Origin of the sequence: Streptomyces olivaceoviridis, from assembly GCF_014650115.1 — a bacterium.
Lineage (GTDB): Bacteria > Actinomycetota > Actinomycetes > Streptomycetales > Streptomycetaceae > Streptomyces > Streptomyces olivaceoviridis.
Genome location: NZ_BMUI01000003.1, coordinates 206,304 through 226,468, shown reverse-complemented (window position 1 = coordinate 226,468; position 20,165 = coordinate 206,304). Strand labels below are relative to the sequence as shown.

Below are 20,165 nucleotides of genomic sequence, written 5' to 3'. Positions count from 1 at the left end.
TTCTCGTCATTTTTCCGTCACGCCTTCCGTCACCGTCTCCTTCACGAAGTCCCGACCCTCTCCTTCACGAAGTCCCGAACTTCTCCGTCACGAAGTCCCGAAGTGGGTATCTCCATGTCCGAAGCAGCCCTCAAGGCTCCCGGCGCCGCCGCTCCGAGCGGTGATGCCAACCGCTGGAAGGCGCTCGTGTTCATCGCGCTCGCCCAGCTGATGGTCGTCCTCGACGCCACCATCGTGAACATCGCCCTTCCCTCCGCCCAGACCGACCTCGGCATATCCGACGGCAACCGGCAGTGGGTCGTCACGGCCTACGCCCTCGCCTTCGGTGGCCTGCTGCTCTTCGGCGGCCGGATCGCCGACCTGTGGGGCCGCAAGCGCGCCTTCGTGCTCGGCCTCGCCGGTTTCGCCGCCGCCTCCGCGCTCGGCGGTGCCGCCACCACCGGTGCGATGATGTTCGGCGCCCGCGCCCTCCAGGGCGTCTTCGGCGCGCTGCTCGCCCCGGCCGCGCTGTCCCTGCTCGCGGTGATGTTCACCGACGCCAAGGAGCGCGCCAAGGCGTTCGGCATCTACGGCGCCATCGCGGGCGGTGGCGGTGCCGTCGGCCTGATCCTCGGCGGTTTCCTCACCGAGTACCTGGACTGGCGCTGGACCTTCTACGTGAACGTCCCGTTCGCCGTGGTCGCCGCGGCCGGCGCCTACTTCGTCATCCGTGAGCCGGAGGGCGGGCGCAACCGCAACCCGCTCGACATCCCGGGCGTCCTGCTGTCCACCCTCGGCCTGGTCGCGCTCGTCTACGGCTTCACCCGCGCCGAGTCCGCCGGCTGGGGCGACGCGGTGACCGTGTCGATGTTCGTCGCCTCCGTGGTGCTGCTGGTCGCGTTCGTGATCGTGGAGTCCAAGGTCAAGACCCCGCTGCTGCCGCTGCGCGTGGTGACCGACCGCAACCGCGGCGGCATCTACCTGTCCCTCGGTCTCGCGATCATCGGCATGTTCGGCCTGTTCCTCTTCCTGACCTACTACCTCCAGGTCGTGAAGGGCTACTCGCCGGTCAAGACCGGCTTCGCCTTCCTGCCGATGGTGGCCGGCATGATCACCGGCTCCACCCAGATCGGCACCCGGCTGATGACCCGCGTCCCGGCCCGCCTGCTGATGGGCCCCGGCTTCCTGGTCGCCGCGATCGGCATGCTGCTGCTGACCCAGCTGGAGATCGACTCCTCCTACGGCACCCTGCTGCTGCCCGCGATGGTGCTGCTCGGCCTCGGCATGGGTACGGCGTTCATGCCGGCGATGTCCCTGGCCACCCAGGGCGTCGAGCCCCGGGACGCCGGTGTCGCCTCCGCGATGGTCAACACCTCGCAGCAGGTGGGCGGCGCGATCGGCACCGCCCTGCTGAACACCATCGCGGCCTCGGCGACCACCTCGTACATCAAGGACCACATCGCCGGTGCCGCCTCCAAGCCGCAGCAGCAGCTGGTGATGCTCCAGGGCCAGGTGCACGGCTACAGCTCCGCGATCTGGTTCGCCGTCGGCATCCTGGCCGCCGCCGCCCTGATCGCCTTCACCTTCGTCAACGCCGGCCGTCCCGGTTCCACCCCGGTGGCCTCCGGCGCGGGCGTCGAGGACGAGGTGCCGGTCCCGGTGGTGGCCCACTGACCGGCCGTACGGACCGACCCGCCCTGCGCTGACTAGCGGAGCCAGGGCAGGTCCGCACCCGCTTCGTTGGGCTGGAGGCCCTCGGCGACGATCTCCATGATCTCGCCGAGGGCCTTCTGCTGTTCCGGGCTCAGCCGGTCGAACAGCGCCTGCCGCACGGCGGTGACATGGCCGGGCGCGGTGCGCCGCAGCACCTCGTGGCCCGCGTCGGTGAGGACGGCGAACTGGCCGCGCTTGTCGGAAGGGCAGTCCTCACGGTGTACCCAGCCGTTCTTCTCCAGCCGGGCGATGGCGTGCGAGAGCCGGGAACGGGTGATCTTGGCCTTCATGGCCAGCTCGGTCATCCGGAGCCGGCGGCGCGGCGCCTCGGCGAGGCCGACGAGGAGGCCGTAGTAGATGTGCGGCATGCCCGCGTCGCGCTGGAGCTGCCGGTCGAGGTGGTCCTCCAGCAGGGTGGTGGCGTGCAGGTAGGCGCGCCAGATGCGCTGTTCCTCGTCGGTGAGCCAGCGGTGCCGCGCGGCGGCGGGGTCCGGTGCCGTGTTCATAGCCCCACTGTACGAGGCAGCTCCTTGAAACTTGAACAAGTCACGCGTAGAGTTTCCGTGAGAACTTGAGAGTTAAAACATCTGGATCAACGGGAGCCGCCGCGATGTCCGCCACCGCCCAGGAGCGCATGCCCGCGCTGTACCTCAGCCACGGCGCCCCGCCGCTCGCCGACGACCCCGTCTGGCCCGGCCAGCTCGCCGCCTGGTCCGCCGACCTGCCCCGGCCCAAGGCGATCCTCATGGTGTCCGCGCACTGGGAGGAGGCCCCGCTCGCCCTCGGCGCGGTCGAGACCGTCCCGCTCGTCTACGACTTCTGGGGCTTCCCTGAGCACTACTACCAGGTGCGGTACGCCGCCCCCGGCGCCCCCGCGCTCGCCGAGTCCGTCCGCAAGCTGCTGCGTGCCCCCGGCATCCCGGTCCAGGACATCCCCGACCGCGGCCTCGACCACGGCGCGTACGTCCCCCTCGTCGAGATGTTCCCGGACGCCGACATCCCCGTCCTTCAGATCTCCCTGCCCACCCTCGATCCGGTGCGCCTGATGGACATCGGCCGCAAGCTCGCTCCCCTGCGCGACGAGGGAGTGCTGATCGTCGGCTCCGGCTTCTTCACCCACAACCTGGCCGCCCTGCGGCACGCCGGCCGGGGCGTGCCGAGCTGGTCGTCCGAGTTCGACGACTGGGGGCGGCGGGCCCTGGAGACCCGTGACTGGGACGCCCTGCTCGACTTCCTGAACAAGGCCCCGGCCGGCCGCTACGCCCATCCGCGCACCGAGCACTTCGCCCCGCTCTTCGTGACCATGGGCGCGGCGGAGGCGGGCGGCGAGCTGGACGCGCAGAAGTCCGTCATCGACGGGTTCTGGATGGGAATGGCGAAGCGGTCGGTGCAGTTCGGCTGAGGTGGGGGCCGGGCCGCGGCGGGCCAGCCGGGCTACAGGGGCTTCTCGTACCAGGCCACGTCCCAGTAGCGGCCGAACTTGCGCCCCACCTCGCGGTACGTGCCGACGTGCGCGAAGCCGAAGCGCTCGTGGAGCCGGGTGGAGGCCTCGTTCGGCTGGGCGATGCCCGCGTAGGCGCGGTGTACGTCCTCCCCGGCCAGGGCGTCGAACAGGGCGCCGTAGAGCAGCGTGCCGATCCCGCGGCAGCCGGAGTCGGGGGCGACGTACACCGAGGTCTCCACGGACGTCGCGTACGCCGGCTTCGGCCGGTAAGGGCTGGATGTGGCGTACCCCAGAATCTCCTGTGACTCCGCGTCCGTGGCAACCATCAGCCGGTGCGGGCCGTCTTCCGGGTGGGAGAGCAGCCAAGGGCGGCGCTCTTCCGGAGTGAAGACCGCGGTATCGAATGTGATGGCCGTCTCACGCACATAGTGGTTGTAGATCGCCGTGAGGGTGTCGAGGTCCGCCTCGATTCCTGGTCTGACCTGCGCCTCAGTGGGTTCCGACCGCATCTCGCCTCCCAGCGTGGCGGACAGGGTACTGCATGATCAGAAAAGTCGGGGGGCGGGTTGGGAATTCTGTCCGGATTCCAGTCGTTGTTTCCCACGGATGCAGGGCACTCGGAGAGGGTCTCGGAGCGAGAGCGAGTGAGCGAGTCCCAGAGACTCCCCCGTCAGTGCCGAGCGTTCGCCAGGACCACCCGCCAGCCCACCATCGCAAGGGAGCACGCATGGCAACCCGTGCCGTCGCCCGTCGTAAGTCCGCCACCGGCGAGACGGCCGACTCGGCAAGCAGTGTTCGCGCTCATGGCGGCGAGATCGCAGACCGCGACCTGGTCGGCATGTACCTCGACGAGATCGCGCGTACGCCGCTGCTCGACGCCGCCAAGGAGGTCGAGCTGTCCCAGACCATCGAGGCGGGTGTGTTCGCGCGGCAGGTCCTCGACGGCGAGGAGGAGTCCAAGACGGACGCCACCCGCGAGGAGCTGGAGGCCCTGGTCGCCGCCGGTGAGCGGGCCAAGGACGTCTTCATCCGCTCCAACCTCCGCCTGGTCGTCGCGGTCGCCCGGCGCTACCCGCGCAGCGGTCTGCCGCTGCTCGACCTGATCCAGGAGGGCAACGCCGGCCTGGTGCGCGCCGTCGAGAAGTTCGACTACCGCAAGGGCTTCAAGTTCTCGACGTACGCCACCTGGTGGATCCGGCAGGCCATCACCCGCTCGATCGCCGACCAGTCCCGCACGATCCGGCTCCCCGTCCACCTGGTGGAGGAGCTGGGCCGCATCCGCCGCGTGCAGCGCGAGTTCAACCGCGAGCACGGCCGCGAGCCGGAGCCGGCCGAGATCGCCGCGGAGCTGGGCTCGACGCCGGAGCGCGTCACGGACGTCCTCGACTGGTCCCGCGACCCGGTCTCGCTGAACATGTCGGTGGACGACGAGGGCGAGACCCAGTTCGGCGACCTGCTGGAGGACACCTCGGCGGTCTCTCCCGAGCAGTCCGTCATGACCCTGCTGCGCAGCGAGGAACTGGACGACCTGATCGGCCGCCTGGACCAGCGCACGGCCTCCATCATCAAGATGCGGTACGGCATCGAGGACGGCCGCGAGCGCACCCTGACCGAGGTCGGCAAGGAGCACGGGCTCACCCGTGAGCGGATCCGGCAGATCGAGAAGCACGCGCTGCTGGAGCTGAAGAAGCTGGCCCGCCAGACCGGTTTCGACGCGGCGGCGTGACGCAGGGGGTGCACGGGGCGCACACCTGGTGGCGAAAGACGGCGCAAACATGGCGTGGTCCCGTCGCTTCAACCGCTGGGCCCGGGGGAACAACCCTTCCGGGCCCAGGAGCGGGCCCCGGGAACCGCACTCCCCACCCCGCCGCACAGCCCCGGCCGACCCCACCCGGCCGGCCCACGTGAACCACGTCCCGTCGCAATCCCCCCCGGCGCCGGGACCTTCCCGAGCCGGACTTCGGCGCCCATCCCCCCCGGGCGCCGGAGTCCGGCTTCTTCTCGTGAGGGGGCCACGGGGGCCGGAGGCCCAAGGGTCAGTGGGCCGGGGTCCGAGGGTCAGTGGGGCCGTGTCCGGCCCTGACCTGCTGGAAGGGCGGCCCACCCCGTACCTGAACCCCGGGGTGAACCGCCGGATGGCAGATTCTGCCACACGGGCATAGCCTGCCGGGATGAGCACCACCCCCAGCGCCGCCCACCAGCCGTTTTCCGCCTCTCCACCGGTGTCCCTCACCGAACGCAGGAAGGCCGAGACACGGATGGAGATCGCCCGGGCGGCGGCAGCCCTCTTCGTCCAGCACGGCCTGCGGGCCACCCGCGCCGAGGACATCGCCCAGGCCGCGGGTATCGCACCGCGCACCTTCTACCGCTATTTCGCCACCAAGGAAGAGGCGGTGGCCCCCCTCTACGCGGCCGGCGCCCAGCGCTGGACCGAGGCGGTCCGCACGGCCCCGGCCCATCTGACCCTCCCCGAGGCCCTGGAGCACGCCGTCCAGCACACCCTCACCCCCGGCCTCGGCGTCTCGGTCGCGTCCTGGGAGTGGCTCCGCACCCTGGTCCGCCTCGCCGACACCAGCCCGGCCCTGCGCAAGGTGTGGGCGGAGGTGTGCCAGACGTCGGAGGGGGCGCTGGCGGAGATCCTGATGAGGCGGGCCGAGGCAGCGGGGAGCCCGGCCGCGCTCACCCCGCACCTCCGCCTCGCCGCGGCCGTGGCCGGTGCCGCCGTGCGCGTGGCCGTGGAGTCCTGGGCCGCCACGACGACCCCACCCACCGGCCCGGACGGCCCGGCAGCCCTGGCCCTTCAGAACCTGCGCGCCCTGCGGTCCTTCGAGTGGGGCGAGAGCGAGAGCCGGGGCGGGTGGCGGTGAGATGTCCTCCGGACAGAGGTGAAGTGCCCCAGGGAAAGGGGCGGCAGGTGTCCCGGCCCAGGGTGAGACGGTCCTACACCCTCCCGTCGGTGTCGGTGTCGGTGTCGGTGTCGGTGTCGGTGCTGGCGTCGGCCCCCGCCGCTCGGCTCAACCGGCCCCCCAACTCCCGCACGCACTCCACCAGTGCCCCGGGGCCGCGCACCGCGAACTCGTAGCCGGCCATCACCAGCCGCACCGCCAGCCACTCCAGGGGGTCGCCGGTGGTGCCCCGCAGGACACAGCCGCCCGAACCGTCGTCCTCGGGCACCCCGAGCCACCGCGGCAGGTGCCCGGACACCCGGTCCGCCGGCGCGGCGAACCGCACCTCGAACGCGTACGTCTCCTGCCGCCGCTGGATCGACTGCCGCAGGAACTCGGCGGCGCTCCCCGTCGGCAACTCCCGGGGCGCGAACCGGACTCCGGTCGCGAACGGCTCGCTCACCCGGTCGACCCGGAAGGTGCGCCAGTCCGCCCGGTCGAGGTCGTACGCGACCAGGTACCAGCGCCGGCCCGTCGACACCAGCCGGTGTGGCTCGGTCAGCCGCCGGGACGCGCTGCCGTCCTTGTCGCGGTAGGCGAACCGCAGCCGCTCCCGTCCGGCCACCGTCGACGCCATCACGGTCAGCGTCTCCGGAGCGATGCTCGGCCCGTCCCCGCTGGTCAGCGGCGTAGTCGCGGACTGGAGCGTGGACACCCGGTGGCGCAGCCGGGAGGGCAGCACCTGCTCCAGCTTCGCCAGGGCCCGTACGGAGGCCTCGTCCACCCCCTCCACGGCGTGCCCGGCACCGGCCCGCAGCCCCACCGCGATGGCGACCGCCTCCTCGTCGTCCAGCACCAGCGGAGGCATCGCCTTGCCCGCCACCAGCCGGTAACCGCCGTCCGCGCCCTTCGTCGCCCGCACCGGATAACCCAGCTCCCGCAGCCGGTCGACGTCCCGCCGCACGGTCCGCCGCGACACCCCGAGCCGCTCGGCCAGCTCACCGCCGGGCCACTCACGGGGCGTCTGGAGGAGCGAGAGGAGCTGGAACAGCCGGGCCGGAGTGTCGGTCGTCATGCAGCGAGCATGCCGGAAAAATAGGACACGTTCTGGCCTAATGCGGGCTTACGGTCGCTCCATGACCCCGAACGACAGCACCACCGCACAGAGGCGCGGAGATCTGCGCGCACCGACCACCGACCGCTCCCGCTGGCTCGCCCTGGCCATCGTCATGACCGCGGCCTTCATGGACCTGGTGGACGTGACGATCGTCAACATCGCCATCCCGTCCATCCAGCGCGGCGCGGGCGCTTCGGTCAGCCAGATCCAGTGGATAACCGCCGGCTACGCCCTCGCCTTCGCAGCGGGCCTGATCACCGGCGGGCGGCTCGGCGACATCCACGGCCGCAAGCGGCTGTTCCTCATCGGTGTCGGCGGCTTCACGCTCGCCTCGGCCCTGTGCGGCTTCGCCGTGAACCCGGAGATGCTGGTCGCCTCCCGCATCCTCCAGGGCGGCATGGCGGCGCTGATGGTGCCGCAGGTGCTGTCGATCGTGCACGCCACCTTCCCGGCCCATGAACGCGGCAAGGTCTTCGGTCTGTTCGGCGCGATCGTCGGCCTCGGCGCGGTCTCCGGCCCGCTGCTCGGCGCACTGCTGACGGAGTGGAACCTGTTCGGCCTCGAATGGCGGCCCATCTTCCTCATCAACCTCCCTGTCGGCGTCCTGTCCTGGCTGCTGGGCCGCCGTTTCATCTCCGAGTCCAAGGCCCCCAAGGCGCTGAAGCTGGATCTCGTCGGCGTCGCCCTGGTCACGCTGGGCCTGCTGATGCTGCTCTATCCGCTCACCCGCGGGCGGGAGCTGGGCTGGCCGCTGTGGGGCTACCTGTGCATGGCCGGCGCGCTCGCCGTCTTCGCGGCGCTGGTGTCGTACGAGAAACGGAAGGCCGCCAGGGACGGTTCCCCGCTCATCGAACTGTCCCTCTTCCGAGTGAAGAGTTTCGCCGCGGGCATCGCCGTACAGACCGTCTTCGGGGTCGCGCTCGGCATCTTCTTCCTGGTCTGGACGCTGTACATGCAGATCGGCCTGGGCTGGAGCCCGCTGCGGGCCGGGCTGACCGGGGTGCCGTTCTCGATCGCCGTGTCCACGGCGGCCGGGCTGTCGGTGCAGCAACTGGTCCCGCGGTTCGGGCGGAAGGTGCTCCAGGCGGGCGCGCTGGTGATGGGCGCGGGCGTGCTGCTGTACCTGTGGGAGGCCCGCCACTACGGCCTCGCCATCGCCTCCTGGCAGATGGCCCTGCCGCTGGTCGTGATGGGTGCCGGCATGGGGCTGATCGTCGCCCCGCTGACCGACGCGGTGCTCTCGGAGGTGCCGCGCGAGCACGCCGGTTCCGCGTCCGGGCTGATCAACACCGTGCAGCAGATGGGCAACGCGCTGGGGCTGGGGCTGGTGTCGGTGGTCTTCTTCGGGCAGATCGGGGACCGGCTGACCCGGGCCGAGGTCGGTCCGGCCTTCGTGCACGCCTTCCAGTACGCGCTGTGGTGGGTCGCCGGGATCATGGCCGCGATCTTCCTGCTGATGTCCGCCCTGCCGAAGCGACCGGCCCAGCATGTGGAGGGCGGGGCCGAGGAGGCGCCGGCCGGGGAGAAGGAACCCGCGCTGGCGCACTGACCAGACAGGACGAGGGGCCCGGTACCGGTTCGGTACCGGGCCTCCGCGCTGCCCGGGGCGCGCCGGTGGTTCGCCGGACGCCCGCCCGGAACCGCCCGGAGCCGCCCGGAAGTCCGTTCATGCCCACGCCGGGCCCGAATCTGTTTACTTTCCGGAAATCCGGGCGTAGCCTGCCGCTGAAACCACACGTTCGGGCATGACCCGGAAGCGGTCGGACATCGGTCGGACATCGAGGCGGAGGCGAACGGACATGTACGCACCGGAACGGCAGCAGGAGATCCTCCGGCTCGCCCGTGACGGCGGCCGGGTGGACGTGCTGTCGCTGGCCGAGGAGTTCCAGGTCACCGCGGAGACGATCCGGCGCGATCTGAAGGCCCTCGACCGGGCCGGTCTGCTCCGTCGGGTGCACGGCGGTGCCATCCCGGCCGGCCGCCTCGACTTCGAGCCGGACCTCGCCGAGCGCGAGACCACCGCCGCCGACGAGAAGGACCGCATCGCCAAGGCCGCCCTGTCCGAACTGCCGGCCGAGGGCACGATGATCCTCGACGCCGGTACGACGGTGGCCCGCGTCGCCGCCGCCATCCCGCTGGAGGCTCGGCTCACCGTCGTCACGCACTCCCTGCCGATCGCCGCCCGCCTCGCCGACCACCCGGGCATCCAGCTCCATCTGATCGGAGGGCGCGTACGGCACCGTACACGCGCCGCCGTGGACGCGTGGGCGCTCCGCGCGTACGGCGAGATCCGCGCCGACGTGCTGTTCGTCGCCGCCAACGGCTTCTCCGCCGAGCACGGTCTGACCACCCCCGACCTCGCCGAGGCCGCGGTCAAGCGGGCCGCCGTCGCCGCCGCTCGGCGCGTGGTGCTGCTGGCCGACTCCTCCAAGCACGGCCAGGAGCACTTCGCCCGCTTCGGCGACCTGAGCGACGTGGACCTGCTGATCACCGACAGCGGGCTGAGCCCCGAAGACACCGCCGCCATCGAGCGCGGCGGCACGGAAGTAGTGCGCGCATGATCCTCACCGTCACCCCGAACCCGTCCCTCGACCGCACCTACGAGGTCCAGGCCCTCAAGCGCGGCGAGGTCATCCGCGCCGAGACCGAGCGCATGGACCCCGGTGGCAAGGGCGTGAACGTCTCGCGCGCGGTCGCCGCCGCAGGCCGGCGCACGGTCGCGGTGCTGCCCCTGGGTGGTGCGCCGGGGGCGCTCGTCGCCGAACTGCTCCACGCGCAGGGCATCGAGGTCGCGCCGGTCCCGGTCGTCGGAGCCACCCGCTCCAACATCGCGCTCGCGGAGGCCGACGGCGTCCTCACGAAGATCAACGCGCCGGGTCCGGAGCTGTCGGGGCCCGAGCAGGAACTCCTCCTGGACACCGTCCGGTCCCAGTCCCGCGACGCCGACTGGATCGCCTGCTGCGGCAGCCTGCCCCGGGGGCTCGCGCCCTCCTGGTACGCCGATGTCGTCACGCGGGCGCACGCCGGGGGCGCCCGGATCGCGCTGGACACCTCGGGGCGTGCGCTCCTGGAGGCGCTGCGCGCGCGGCCCGACGTGGTCAAGCCGAACGCCGAGGAGCTGGCGGAAGCCGTCGCGCGCCCCCTGACGACCGTGGGCGACGCGCTCAAGGCGGCGGAGGAGGTGCGCGGAATGGGTGCCCGCGCCGTGCTGGCGAGCCTGGGCGCCGACGGCCAGCTGCTGGTGTCGGACGACGGTGCGTGGTTCGGCAGCGCGCGCGTGTCCGCGGTCCGCAGTAACGTCGGCGCCGGTGACGCCTCCCTGGCCGGCTTCCTCATCGCCGGCGGCACCGGCCCCGACGCCCTGGCCTCCGCCGTCGCCCACGGCGCCGCCGCCGTCCAGCTCCCCGGCAGCGTGATGCCGACCCCGGCCGACCTGGACCCGGCGGCGGTGACCGTGACCACCGACATCCCCGTGGACCGCGAACTCAGGGAGCCCGCGTCATGACCGCCACGCCGTGGACGACCGCTCCGGACGGCGTGACACTCGCTCCGGCCGCCCGTGGAACGTGGGCGCGCGCCTCGGCCGCTCCGGTGGTTCGCGGCGTGAGCGCTCCGGCGCAGGGGCCGACCGCTCGCGGTACGTCCGCTACGGGTCTGCCCATTACGGCCCCGCCCGTTACGGGCGCGTCTGTTTCCTCCGGCAGGAGTCTCCCGCCCGCCCCGTACCGCTCCACCGCTCCCCACCTGCCCCCCGCCCCCGATACGGCGGCCCCGCCCCGCTTCCCCCGTCGCGGTGTTCCGTCGGTCCCCGCCCGCCCCACCGCCCCCCACAAGACCCCCGTCCTCACCTCCGCCCACCCCTCCCCCCGGGCGATACGCGCGCAGAGGAGCCCGCGATGAGCGACATGATCACCGCGGACCTGGTCGATCTCGACCTGTCCGCCGACACCAAGGAAGCGGCGGCCCGTGCCCTCGCCGAGCGCATGGTGAGCCAGGGCCGGGTGACCGACCTGGAGGGCTTCCTCGCCGACGTGGCCGCCCGGGAGGCCCAGATGCCGACCGGCCTGGACGGCGGTATCGGCATCCCGCACTGTCGGAGCGCCCACGTCACCGAACCGACCCTCGCGTTCGGCCGCAGCGCCGCCGGCATCGACTTCGGCGCAGCGGACGGCCCGGCCGACCTGATCTTCCTGATCGCGGCACCCGCCGGCGCCGACGACGCCCACCTCACGATCCTCTCCTCCCTCGCCCGCCAGCTGATGAACGACGAGTTCACCTCCGCGCTGCGGACGGTGGGCGATGTGGAGACGGCGGCGGCGCTGATCCGGGGTGACGAGGCACCGTCGGCGAAGAGCGCCGAGGACGCCTCCGAAGACACCGCTGCGGCCCCGGTGGCGGCCTCCACCGGCGCCGCAGCGGGCAGGACGGCGCACACGCCGGACGCGGACACGAGCACCGGGGGCGCAAGCCCGCAGGACGCGCCCGCGGCGGACACCGCACCGCCCGTCGCGGAGCCCGCCGACTCCGGCGAGCGTCCCTTCCGGGTCGTCGCCGTCACCTCCTGCCCGACTGGTATCGCCCACACCTACATGGCGGCCGAGTCCCTGGAGAACGCCGGCCGCGAGGCGGGCGTCGAGGTGGTCGTCGAGACGCAGGGCTCGGCCGGCTTCGCCCGGCTGGACCCGGCGGTGATCGCGGCGGCGGACGGCGTGATCTTCGCGCACGACGTCCCGGTGCGCGACAAGGACCGCTTCGCGGGCAAGCCGACCGTGGACGTCGGTGTGAAGGCGGGCATCAACCGTCCCGCCGAACTCCTCGCGGAGGTCCGTGGGAAGGCGGCGCGCGGCGAGGCGAGCGCCCCGGCGCACGCTTCGGCCGGTACGCCGGTCGACCGCGCGGGCGACTCCACCGAGGGCTACGGCACCAAGCTCCGCAAGTGGCTGATGTCCGGCGTCAGCTACATGGTCCCGTTCGTCGCCGCGGGCGGTCTCCTCATCGCCCTGGGCTTCGCGATCGGCGGCTACAAGATCAACAAGGCGCCGTCGGTGATGGACCACTTCGTGTGGACCCAGGCCGACAGCTGGGGCGCCCTGCTGTTCCAGATCGGCGGCGTGGCCTTCGGCTTCCTGGTCCCGGTCCTGGCCGGCTACATCGCCTACGGCATGGCCGACCGGCCCGGCCTGGTCCCCGGCTTCGTCGGCGGCGCGATCTCCCTCACCATCAACGCCGGCTTCCTGGGCGGTCTGGCGGCCGGTCTGATCGCCGGTGGCGTGGTGACGGCGATCCAGAGGGTGAACATCCCGGCGGCGTTGCGCGGCATCATGCCGGTGGTGGTGATCCCGCTGATCTCCTCGGCGATCGTCGGGTTCCTGATGTTCGTCGTGATCGGCAAGCCCATCGCCTCCGCGCAGAAGGGCCTGACCGACTGGCTGAACGGCCTCACCGGCACCAACGCCGTCCTGCTGGGCGCCCTGCTCGGCCTGATGATGTGCTTCGACCTCGGCGGCCCGGTCAACAAGGTCGCCTACACCTTCGCCACCGCCGGCATCGCCGTCTCCGACCCCAGCGACTCGGCCATGAAGATCATGGCCGCGGTGATGGCGGCCGGCATGGTCCCGCCGCTGGCGATGGCCCTGGCCACCACCGTGCGCGGCAGGCTGTTCACGCAGACCGAGCGGGAGAACGGCAAGGCCGCCTGGGTGCTGGGCGCGTCCTTCATCTCCGAGGGCGCGATCCCGTTCGCGGCGGCCGACCCGCTGCGGGTCATCCCGTCCTCGATGGTGGGCGGTGCGCTCACCGGCGCCCTGTCGATGGCCTTCGGCGCCACCCTGCGCGCCCCGCACGGCGGCATCTTCGTGGTCCCGCTGATCGGCAACCCGTTCCTGTACCTGGTGGCCATCGCGGCCGGCGTCTGTGTCACCACGGCCCTGGTGGTCCTTCTGAAGGGGCTGCGCAAGCCGGTCCCCGGGGCCACGGCCACCGATCCCGCCGCGCCGGCGGCCACCGCGCCGAAGGAGACCAAGCAGCCGATAGCGGCCTGACCGCCGCACCGCCACCGACGGCGCCGCGCCCCGCTGCTCCTGCCTCTTGTCCCTTTGGTTCGCTGTGAGTTGTTCACGGCACCTGCGAGATACGTCACGGTCCGGGACCAAAGTCCCGGACCGTGGTGTGTACTGGGAGGCATGCCTGAGCACGCCCCGACCCTCCAGCTGATCGGCGTGGCCGTCCTCGCCGTGGCGGCCGTCGTCTGGGCCGTCGTTCTGATGCGTCTGCTGCGCCGCGCCGGCCGCCGGACCGCCCTCCGGCGCTGCACCGCGCCGCTCCCGGCCCTGCCGAGCCAGACGCGGGTCGGACCCTCCCGGGAGTCCGTCGAGCTGACGCCCGCCGAACAGGACGCGTTCGCGGGCCTGGTACGGCACCTCGCCAACGGCTGACCTCAGCCCTGCCGCGCCGCGCGCCGCTCCATCGCCTCCCGGGCCGCGTCCTCCGACAGGTAGACCTCGCACATGTGCCGTCCGTCGGGCGTCGCCGTGTGCTCGACCTCCCACAGGGAGATCTCGGTGCCGTCCGGCAGCAGGAAGGCGTGCTCGTACAGCGCGTAGCTCAGCCCGGCCCGTCCGGCCCGCCCCGGCCGGCCGAACGCCTGGGTGATCTCGTGCGCGGTCGCCGTCGCCAGCAGTGCCGCCGTCCGCGCGTCGGGCCGGTCCGGGTTCTCCGCGCGGCGCAGCAGCCGGCGCGCGTGGTCCGCCGAGTCGTCGGAGGCGTACATGTGCCGGGGCTCGGGAATCGCCCACAGGCGCATCAGCGCGGGCAGCTCGAAGTCCCGCGTCTCCGGGGGCAGACCGAGCCGTGCCGTGGCGGTCTGCACCTCCTCCTCGTCGACGTACACCTCGTGCTCCGGCGCGCTGCCCGGCGTGGGGTTGTGCACCAGCTCCCACAGCGTGACCGCCGAGCCGTCGGCGAGCAGCCAGGTGTGCCGGTACGTCTCCCGGTGCAGCCCCGCGCTGTGGTACGCGGAGTGCAGCGAACTGTCGTGCGCCAGCGCGCAGTCGAGTCGCCTTATCACCTCGTCGGGCAGCTCGAAGGAGTTCAGGGCACGGCCGAGGAGTCGCGCGAGATGCTCCTCAGGAGACTCGGGCGACTCGGCTGGTTCGTACGCTGCGGTCTCGTACGGAACGCTCAAGGCTTCTCCCGGCGTTGCTGCATGTCACCTTGTGGGTGCATACCGTAGCCCCTCGGTAGGACATCATGTCCGGGAACCGAGAAAACGTACGCCGGGAAAACGCGCGGGCCGCGCGAAAAGTTCCCGCGCGGCCCGATGTCTTGTCAAAACCCGCCGCTCAGGCGGCACTTCCCGCGGTCCAGGCGCTCCACGACATGTTCCAGCCGTTGAGGCCGTTGTCCGGGGCGACCGTCGTGTCGGGGGAGTTCTTCACGATCACCACGTCGCCGACGAGCGAGTTGTCGAAGAACCACTTGCCCGACGTGGCGCCCTGCGCCCCCTGCGCGTCCGCGAGGCCGACGCAGCCGTGGCTGGTGCCCTCCCGCCCGAACGGCGGGTTGCCCTTGTTGTACCAGTAGTTGCCGTGGATGAACGTCCCCGACGACGTCAGCCGCATCGCGTGCGGCACGTCCGGTATGTCGTACTCCCCGCCGAAGCCGACCGTCGAGCCGTTCATACGGGTCTGCACGAACTTCTCGGAGATCACCATCTGCCCGTTGTACGTGGTGTGCTGCGGGCTGCCTGCCGAGATCGGCACCGTCTTGACGGTCTGCCCGTCCCGCACGACCGTCATGGTCTGCGTGTGGACGTCGACCGTGGAGACCTGCGACCGGCCGATCGTGAAGGAGACCGTCTTCTTCTGCACCCCGTAGACGCCCTGGGCGCCCTGGACCCCGTCCAGGTCGATGTCCATCGTGACCTTGGAGCCGGCCTTCCAGTACTCCTGCGGCCGGAAGTCGAGCCGCCGGTCGCCGAACCAGTGCCCGACCACCTGCTGGCCGCTGGTGGTGTTGACCGTGATGTGCGACTGCACGGCCTTCTTGTCGGTGATCGACTTGTCGAAGGTGAACGACACCGGCATGCCAACCCCGACCGTCGTGCCGTTGTCCGGCGTGTAGGTGCCGATGAAGCTGTTCGCCGAGGTGACGGTGGTGAAGATGGAGTTGGCCGCCGCGGTGCGCCCCTCGGCGTCCTTCGCGGTCGCGGATATCTGGTACTTGGTCCCGCGCTCCAGCCGCTCCTTCGGCTTCCAGCTGTGGCCGTCCCCCGATATCGCCCCCGCCACGGTCTGCCCCGACCCCGCCACGGTCATCTTCACATCGGTCAGCTTGCCGTCGCTGACCTTCACCCCGGTCGCGTTGATGGACGCCCCCGTCGAACCGTCCTTGGCCGAGATCGCGATCTTCGCCGTCGACGTCTTCGGGGAGCCCTTGCCCCCCTTGCCGTCGTCGTTGTCGGCCTTGGCGCTGCCGCCGCAGGCGGTCAGGGTGAGGGCGCCGACCATCAGGGCGGCACAGGCCCCCAGTGCGCGCCGCGCTGCAATGTCCGGCGTTGTCACGGGCTGCTCCCAGTTCGTGTGATGTGCGTGATCCGTTCCAGTGCGTGGAGGAAGAGGGCACCGACGCCGGGGAAGGTTCCCTCCCCCTCCCCTGAACGCCATCGCGTGACAGAACCGCGACAATCCACCCCGCCCCCGGGGCCGTACCGTTACCTCTGCCCGTACAACTCCCCGTACGACGGCCACATTCCGCCCGGCCCGTCGACCGGCTCGGCGGCGCGTACGGCCCGGACGATGGCGCGTGTCACCATGTCCGCGCCGGCGGCGAGGATGTCGTTGAGCGCCAACGGGTGCGTGTCCAGCGCGTGCGCGCCGGTCGCCAGCGCGAACACCGTGTCCCCGTCGTGCAGGAGATGCACCGGCCGTACGGCCCGCGCGATCCCGTCGTGCGCCGTGCCCGCCAGCTTCTGCGCCTGCGCCTTGGAGAGGTCGGCGTCCGTCGCGACCACCGCCAGCGTCGTGTTGAGCGGCGCCGGCCCGTTCCCGGCGGCGGCCTCGTCCAGGCGCCGGCATGCGGCCTCGTGCACCCGCTCCTCCGGATACTCCACCCGCCCCTGGAACAACTCCCCGTACAGCACCCCCGTTTCCGGCTCCAGCACCGACCCCGCGGCGTTCGCCACCACCAGTGCCGCCACCGTGATCCCCGAGTCGAGCACCGTGCTCGCGGTGCCCACCCCGCCCTTGAGCCGCCCGGCGACGGCGCCCGTGCCCGCGCCGACGCACCCCTGCGCCACCCGGGCCCCCGGCACACCGGCCGCCGCGGCCTCCACCGCCGCGCGTCCCGTGCCCGCGTCCGGACGGGCCCGGAAGTCCCCGCCGCGCCCCAGGTCGAAGACGCACGCGGCGGGCACCACCGGCACGACATGCGCCGGATCCGTCCCCACCCGCACGCCCCGCTCCCGCTCCTCCAGCCAGGCCATCACCCCGGAGGCCGCGTCGAGTCCGTACGCGCTGCCTCCGGTCAGCACGACGGCGTCGACCTTCCGCACCACGTTGCGCGGGTCGAGCGCGTCGGTCTCCTTGGTGCCGGGGCCGCCGCCGCGCACGTCCACGGCCGCGACCGCGCCGCCCACGGGGGCGAGGACGACCGTCGTGCCGGTGAGCCACCCGTCGCCGGTACGCGTGGCGTGCCCCACGCGCAGCCCGGCGACGTCCGTCAATGCGTCAGCTGTCATGGACGCCAGTCTGGCCCAGCCCGGCGCGCTGCCCGTGAGGTCAGCCGGCCGCCGCGGTGGCGCTCGCCGTGCGCTCCCGGCCGGACGCGCGTGCCGTCAGGACCACCCCGACCGCCACCGAGACCGCGGACACCAGCCCCGCCGCGAGCACCGCCCAGTCGCCCAGGAAGGTGCAGCAGATCACCAGCAGAGCCGTGACCGGCAGTACCAACTGCTGGGTGAGGCCCGCTTTGAAGTGCCGGGAGTGCAGCGCCCACACGGTCAGCAGGTACAGCGCCGTCGGCAGGGTGACGGCGGCCGAGGCGGACAGCGTGGAGATGTGCGCCTTGCCGACCGTCTGTTCCACGGCGACCTCCAGGCCCGCGCCGATCGCCGCCGCCGAGGCGAAGACCAGATAGTGGCCGTAGCCCCAGACGAACGCCCGCCGGCTGGAGCGCAGGTGGCCGTGGATGGGCACCACGAAGTAGATCCACCACGCGGAGAACACGATCAGCAGTCCGCCCGCCGCGATGGGCAGCAGCTCGCCCAGCGCGTTGTGCTCGTCCGCGGCCGACTTCACCGCGACCGTGGCCGCGGCGATCGTCTCGCCGAGCACGATGATCGTGAACAGGCCGTACCGCTCGGCGATGTGGTGCGGATGCCAGGAGGTGGTCTGGGCCCTCTCGGCGTAGAGCGGCACGCACAGCTCCGCGACCACCATCACCAGGAACACCCAGGGCCGGGCCGGCTCCGGCAGTACCACCAGTCCGAGCCAGCCGATCTGGCACAGCAGCACGCCGCACGCGTACCGAACCGCCATGGTCCGCTCCGCGCCCGGCGCCGATCTCGCGGCTCTCAGCCACTGCCAGACCATCGCCAGCCGCATGATCACATAGCCCAGCCAGACCAGGAGGAAGTCGTGCTGCGTGGAGGCCCGGGAGACACCGGCGGCCAGCACCAGGACACCGGCGATCTGTACCAGCGTGACCACCCGGTAGAGGGCGTCGTCGTTGTCGTACGCCGAGGCGAACCAGCTGAAGTTCATCCACGCCCACCAGATGGCGAAGAACACCATCGCGTAGTTGAGGATCCCCTCGCCCGCGTGGCCCGCCGCCACGGCGTGCACCAGTTGCACGCCCGCCTGCGCGACGGCCACGACGAAACACAGATCGAAGAAGAGCTCCAGCGAGGAGGCGACGCGGTGCGCCTCGCCCCGTTCGCGGGCGGTGAGCCGCCGCAGGGGACGGGAGGGCTTCGGTGCGCCTGAGGGGGCGGGCGTGGGAGGGGAACTCGACGTCATGGTTCCCAGCACAGCAGAAAACCGGGACGAAATCTTGTGCAGACTTTCACAAGCGGGGGAGGGTCCACCGGTCCGGCGAAAACCCCAGGCCGGGGGCGTCGGCGGGCGCCGTACTCTGGAGCCATGAGCACCGCCCGTGAACCCGAGCCGCGCGACCCGAAGCCCGCGCTGGTCTTCGACGACCCGCTGGACCAGCAGTCCTCGGACGACACCGACCGCGGGTGGGGCGAGCGCCCGGACGGCGACAGCGCCGCCGACCTGAAGCGCTTCCTGGACGAGAAGCCGCCCCACCACCTCTGAGCGGTCCGCGGGCGGCGCCGCTAGCGTTCGTCGTGCCCGGCCGCGCGCTGCGCGACCAGCGCGTCGCGGATCTCCTTGAGCACCTCCAGTTCGGTCACCTCGACCACTTCCCTGGTGCCCTCCCGGGCCGCCTTCCGGGCCGCCTGCCGGGCCAGGTACTTCGACATCGGCAGGACCATCAGGAAGTACACCACCGCCGCGGTGATCAGGAAGCTGAGCGTGGCCCCGAGGACGGAGCCCCACATGATCGGCACGCCGCTCTTGACCGTGCCGTCCGCGCTCACCCGGCACGGGTCCTTCAGGCAGGAGCTGTAGTTGTCGAGGCTCTGGGTGCCGATCGCCCCGACCAGCGGGTTGATGATCCCCTTCACGATCGAGTTGACGATGTTCGTGAAGGCCGCGCCGATGACCACCGCGACCGCCAGATCGACGACGTTGCCGCGCATCAGGAAGGCCTTGAAGCCCTGCCAGACGCCCGGATCCTTCTTCACGCTCACTTGGGGGACTCTCCTCGCGTGCACAGGGTGCGGAACGAAACCCTCCGCAACCTACGGCACGGTGCGGACGTCGTGTCCACTCCCGTAACCGGATCGAGGCCCTCGCCCACACGCCGGCCATGGCACCAAGAGCGCGTACGAGCCGGTTCAGCACAGCGTCACCGCCAGGCGCGCGGTGGCGCTCGCGCCGACCAGCCGGGCCGCCGTGGGCCGCGGCACCGACAGCACGACCAGCGCACCGCTCTCGGCCGCGCCGGACGGTGGTTCCGGCACTTCCGTCACCCGCGCACCGCGCGCCAGCACCCGGACGCCGGCCCCGGTCGACGGGTCCTCCGCGGCGATCACGTCGACACGGTCACCGGAGCGCAGCAGGCGTACCGCGGCGGCGTCGGCGATCCGCACCGGCGCCGTCACCACCTCGACCGCCGGGCGGGGTCGTACGGGCTCCGCCACCCGATGGCCGTGGGCGCGCTGCGTGCCGTGCGGTTCCGCACCGGTCCGGGGCCCCGCGGCCACGAGCGCCACCGCCGTCACCGCGAGCCCGGCCGCGACGGCCCGCCCGCGCTGCCGTAGGAGCCGCTGCGACCGGTACCGCCCGCCGCGCACCCGCACCGGATCGAACGGGGGCACCTCGCGGGTCGGCGGGGCATCCGTGCCCAGCGGACGCGGAGGCCGCAGCGGGGGCGGGAACGAGGAGCGAGCGGGGGAGAGCGAGGGCGGAGCCGGGGTGGAGGAGAACGAGGGGGAGGGAGAGGGGGAGGGAGAGGGCGGGAGCGAGGGGGAGGGCGGGAGGGGGGACGAGGGCATGAAGGTCACCGCCTGCGACGAGGAGTTCGGCTTGCGATGCCACGATGACGCCTCGCACCGGATCCCGCCGGGGCCGGTGGATCACGGACGGATTGTGGATAACTCAGCCGCCCGAACGAGGAGTTCCGCGCCGCCGCGCGCGCCGCTGAGTCCCGCCGTGCCGCTGAATCGCGCCACGCCGCCGCGCAGGTCGCGCAGTGCCGCCGCGCCCGCCGCTGAATCGCCCCGCGCCGCAGCGGCCTGCCGCCAGGCCGTCCCGCGCCACAGCGCCGACCGCTGAGCCACGCCGACCGCTGAGCCACGCCGACCGCTGAGCCGCGCTGGCCACTGAGCCGCCCCGCGCCTCCGGTGCCTCCGGTTCCTCCGGTGCCCCCGCGCCCCGAGCCTCCCCCGCTCGGCCTCCCCCGC

At 72.2% G+C, this 20,165-nt stretch carries 19 protein-coding genes; 10 read left to right on the top strand and 9 right to left on the bottom strand.

Going from position 1 to position 20,165, the window contains the following annotated elements:
- Positions 1 to 114: 114 nt before the first annotated feature.
- Entirely contained in the window at positions 115 to 1,653 is a 1,539-nt protein-coding gene (locus IE273_RS07495; protein ID WP_189814349.1) for an MFS transporter, read from the top strand.
- A 32-nt stretch (positions 1,654 to 1,685) separates the two neighbouring features.
- Here the strand turns inward: IE273_RS07495 and IE273_RS07490 are convergent, their stop codons facing one another.
- Positions 1,686 to 2,198 (bottom strand): MarR family winged helix-turn-helix transcriptional regulator, encoded by a 513-nt coding sequence (locus tag IE273_RS07490; RefSeq protein WP_189814348.1) that lies wholly within the window; start codon positions 2,196 to 2,198, stop codon positions 1,686 to 1,688.
- Positions 2,199 to 2,302: 104 nt separating this feature from the next.
- On the opposite strand from IE273_RS07490, the gene IE273_RS07485 reads away from it, so the two are divergent.
- Positions 2,303 to 3,094 carry a dioxygenase family protein gene (locus IE273_RS07485; protein ID WP_189814347.1) on the top strand — a complete coding sequence of 264 codons (792 nt, stop codon included), beginning with the start codon at positions 2,303 to 2,305 and terminating at the stop codon, positions 3,092 to 3,094.
- A 32-nt stretch (positions 3,095 to 3,126) separates the two neighbouring features.
- Here IE273_RS07485 and IE273_RS07480 read toward each other — a convergent pair whose 3' ends face one another.
- Positions 3,127 to 3,645, bottom strand: coding sequence for a GNAT family N-acetyltransferase (locus IE273_RS07480; protein ID WP_189814346.1), 519 nt, complete (start codon positions 3,643 to 3,645; stop codon positions 3,127 to 3,129).
- A 218-nt stretch (positions 3,646 to 3,863) separates the two neighbouring features.
- On the opposite strand from IE273_RS07480, the gene IE273_RS07475 reads away from it, so the two are divergent.
- Positions 3,864 to 4,862, top strand: coding sequence for a sigma-70 family RNA polymerase sigma factor (locus IE273_RS07475; protein ID WP_014673271.1), 999 nt, complete (start codon positions 3,864 to 3,866; stop codon positions 4,860 to 4,862).
- A 532-nt stretch (positions 4,863 to 5,394) separates the two neighbouring features.
- Positions 5,395 to 6,003 carry a TetR/AcrR family transcriptional regulator gene (locus IE273_RS07470; protein WP_189814626.1) on the top strand — a complete coding sequence of 203 codons (609 nt, stop codon included), beginning with the start codon at positions 5,395 to 5,397 and terminating at the stop codon, positions 6,001 to 6,003.
- 73 nt (positions 6,004 to 6,076) lie between these two features.
- Here the strand turns inward: IE273_RS07470 and IE273_RS07465 are convergent, their stop codons facing one another.
- Entirely contained in the window at positions 6,077 to 7,096 is a 1,020-nt protein-coding gene (locus IE273_RS07465) for a helix-turn-helix transcriptional regulator (RefSeq protein WP_189814345.1), read from the bottom strand.
- A gap of 61 nt (positions 7,097 to 7,157) precedes the next feature.
- Between IE273_RS07465 and IE273_RS07460 the strand changes: the two genes are divergently transcribed.
- The 5 genes from IE273_RS07460 to IE273_RS07440 all read left to right on the top strand — a co-directional run bounded on the left by IE273_RS07460 (position 7,158) and on the right by IE273_RS07440 (position 13,572).
- A complete protein-coding gene (locus IE273_RS07460) occupies positions 7,158 to 8,687 on the top strand; it encodes an MFS transporter (protein WP_189814344.1) in 1,530 nt (509 codons plus the stop codon).
- A gap of 250 nt (positions 8,688 to 8,937) precedes the next feature.
- Positions 8,938 to 9,699: a DeoR/GlpR family DNA-binding transcription regulator gene (locus tag IE273_RS07455; protein ID WP_014673267.1), complete on the top strand. Its 762-nt coding sequence runs from the start codon at positions 8,938 to 8,940 to the stop codon at positions 9,697 to 9,699.
- The gene (gene pfkB, locus IE273_RS07450) at positions 9,696 to 10,643 is read left to right on the top strand and encodes a 1-phosphofructokinase (RefSeq protein WP_189814343.1); all 948 of its coding nucleotides are present in this window, start codon (positions 9,696 to 9,698) and stop codon (positions 10,641 to 10,643) included. Before IE273_RS07455 ends, pfkB begins: the two co-directional genes overlap by 4 nt.
- Positions 10,644 to 11,034: 391 nt before the next feature.
- Positions 11,035 to 13,179 (top strand): fructose-specific PTS transporter subunit EIIC, encoded by a 2,145-nt coding sequence (locus IE273_RS07445; protein ID WP_189814342.1) that lies wholly within the window; start codon positions 11,035 to 11,037, stop codon positions 13,177 to 13,179.
- Between the two features lie 141 nt (positions 13,180 to 13,320).
- Positions 13,321 to 13,572, top strand: a complete 252-nt coding sequence (locus tag IE273_RS07440; protein ID WP_189814341.1) for a hypothetical protein — start codon at positions 13,321 to 13,323, stop codon at positions 13,570 to 13,572.
- A 2-nt stretch (positions 13,573 to 13,574) separates the two neighbouring features.
- Here IE273_RS07440 and IE273_RS07435 read toward each other — a convergent pair whose 3' ends face one another.
- The 4 genes from IE273_RS07435 to IE273_RS07420 form a co-directional block, all read right to left on the bottom strand.
- Positions 13,575 to 14,321 (bottom strand): DUF6227 family protein, encoded by a 747-nt coding sequence (locus IE273_RS07435; RefSeq protein ID WP_059264659.1) that lies wholly within the window; start codon positions 14,319 to 14,321, stop codon positions 13,575 to 13,577.
- Between the two features lie 157 nt (positions 14,322 to 14,478).
- Positions 14,479 to 15,699, bottom strand: coding sequence for a L,D-transpeptidase (locus IE273_RS07430; protein WP_189814340.1), 1,221 nt, complete (start codon positions 15,697 to 15,699; stop codon positions 14,479 to 14,481).
- A gap of 149 nt (positions 15,700 to 15,848) precedes the next feature.
- Positions 15,849 to 16,874, bottom strand: coding sequence for a P1 family peptidase (locus IE273_RS07425; RefSeq protein ID WP_189814339.1), 1,026 nt, complete (start codon positions 16,872 to 16,874; stop codon positions 15,849 to 15,851).
- 40 nt (positions 16,875 to 16,914) lie between these two features.
- Positions 16,915 to 18,153 carry a low temperature requirement protein A gene (locus IE273_RS07420; protein ID WP_189814338.1) on the bottom strand — a complete coding sequence of 413 codons (1,239 nt, stop codon included), beginning with the start codon at positions 18,151 to 18,153 and terminating at the stop codon, positions 16,915 to 16,917.
- A gap of 123 nt (positions 18,154 to 18,276) precedes the next feature.
- On the opposite strand from IE273_RS07420, the gene IE273_RS07415 reads away from it, so the two are divergent.
- Positions 18,277 to 18,453 carry a hypothetical protein gene (locus IE273_RS07415; RefSeq protein WP_014673258.1) on the top strand — a complete coding sequence of 59 codons (177 nt, stop codon included), beginning with the start codon at positions 18,277 to 18,279 and terminating at the stop codon, positions 18,451 to 18,453.
- Positions 18,454 to 18,473: 20 nt separating this feature from the next.
- Here the strand turns inward: IE273_RS07415 and mscL are convergent, their stop codons facing one another.
- Both mscL and IE273_RS43360 read right to left on the bottom strand, forming a co-directional pair.
- Positions 18,474 to 18,950 carry a large conductance mechanosensitive channel protein MscL gene (mscL, locus tag IE273_RS07410; protein WP_189814337.1) on the bottom strand — a complete coding sequence of 159 codons (477 nt, stop codon included), beginning with the start codon at positions 18,948 to 18,950 and terminating at the stop codon, positions 18,474 to 18,476.
- Between the two features lie 147 nt (positions 18,951 to 19,097).
- Positions 19,098 to 19,757: a hypothetical protein gene (locus IE273_RS43360; RefSeq protein WP_229887116.1), complete on the bottom strand. Its 660-nt coding sequence runs from the start codon at positions 19,755 to 19,757 to the stop codon at positions 19,098 to 19,100.
- Positions 19,758 to 20,165 lie beyond the last annotated feature (408 nt).

What these genes read in the sequence shown, in the direction of transcription:
- IE273_RS43360 (WP_229887116.1), bottom strand. Translation starts at nt 19,757, where the DNA reads ATGCCCTCGTCCCCCCTCCCGCCCTCCCCCTCGCTCCCGCCCTCTCCC.
- IE273_RS07425 (WP_189814339.1), bottom strand. Translation starts at nt 16,874, where the DNA reads ATGACAGCTGACGCATTGACGGACGTCGCCGGGCTGCGCGTGGGGCAC.
- IE273_RS07455 (WP_014673267.1), top strand. Translation starts at nt 8,938, where the DNA reads ATGTACGCACCGGAACGGCAGCAGGAGATCCTCCGGCTCGCCCGTGAC.
- IE273_RS07470 (WP_189814626.1), top strand. Translation starts at nt 5,395, where the DNA reads ATGGAGATCGCCCGGGCGGCGGCAGCCCTCTTCGTCCAGCACGGCCTG.
- IE273_RS07495 (WP_189814349.1), top strand. Translation starts at nt 115, where the DNA reads ATGTCCGAAGCAGCCCTCAAGGCTCCCGGCGCCGCCGCTCCGAGCGGT.
- IE273_RS07480 (WP_189814346.1), bottom strand. Translation starts at nt 3,645, where the DNA reads ATGCGGTCGGAACCCACTGAGGCGCAGGTCAGACCAGGAATCGAGGCG.
- IE273_RS07440 (WP_189814341.1), top strand. Translation starts at nt 13,321, where the DNA reads ATGCCTGAGCACGCCCCGACCCTCCAGCTGATCGGCGTGGCCGTCCTC.
- IE273_RS07445 (WP_189814342.1), top strand. Translation starts at nt 11,035, where the DNA reads ATGAGCGACATGATCACCGCGGACCTGGTCGATCTCGACCTGTCCGCC.
- IE273_RS07465 (WP_189814345.1), bottom strand. Translation starts at nt 7,096, where the DNA reads ATGACGACCGACACTCCGGCCCGGCTGTTCCAGCTCCTCTCGCTCCTC.
- IE273_RS07460 (WP_189814344.1), top strand. Translation starts at nt 7,158, where the DNA reads ATGACCCCGAACGACAGCACCACCGCACAGAGGCGCGGAGATCTGCGC.
- IE273_RS07420 (WP_189814338.1), bottom strand. Translation starts at nt 18,153, where the DNA reads ATGACGTCGAGTTCCCCTCCCACGCCCGCCCCCTCAGGCGCACCGAAG.
- IE273_RS07485 (WP_189814347.1), top strand. Translation starts at nt 2,303, where the DNA reads ATGTCCGCCACCGCCCAGGAGCGCATGCCCGCGCTGTACCTCAGCCAC.
- IE273_RS07415 (WP_014673258.1), top strand. Translation starts at nt 18,277, where the DNA reads ATGAGCACCGCCCGTGAACCCGAGCCGCGCGACCCGAAGCCCGCGCTG.
- IE273_RS07490 (WP_189814348.1), bottom strand. Translation starts at nt 2,198, where the DNA reads ATGAACACGGCACCGGACCCCGCCGCCGCGCGGCACCGCTGGCTCACC.
- IE273_RS07475 (WP_014673271.1), top strand. Translation starts at nt 3,864, where the DNA reads ATGGCAACCCGTGCCGTCGCCCGTCGTAAGTCCGCCACCGGCGAGACG.
- pfkB (WP_189814343.1), top strand. Translation starts at nt 9,696, where the DNA reads ATGATCCTCACCGTCACCCCGAACCCGTCCCTCGACCGCACCTACGAG.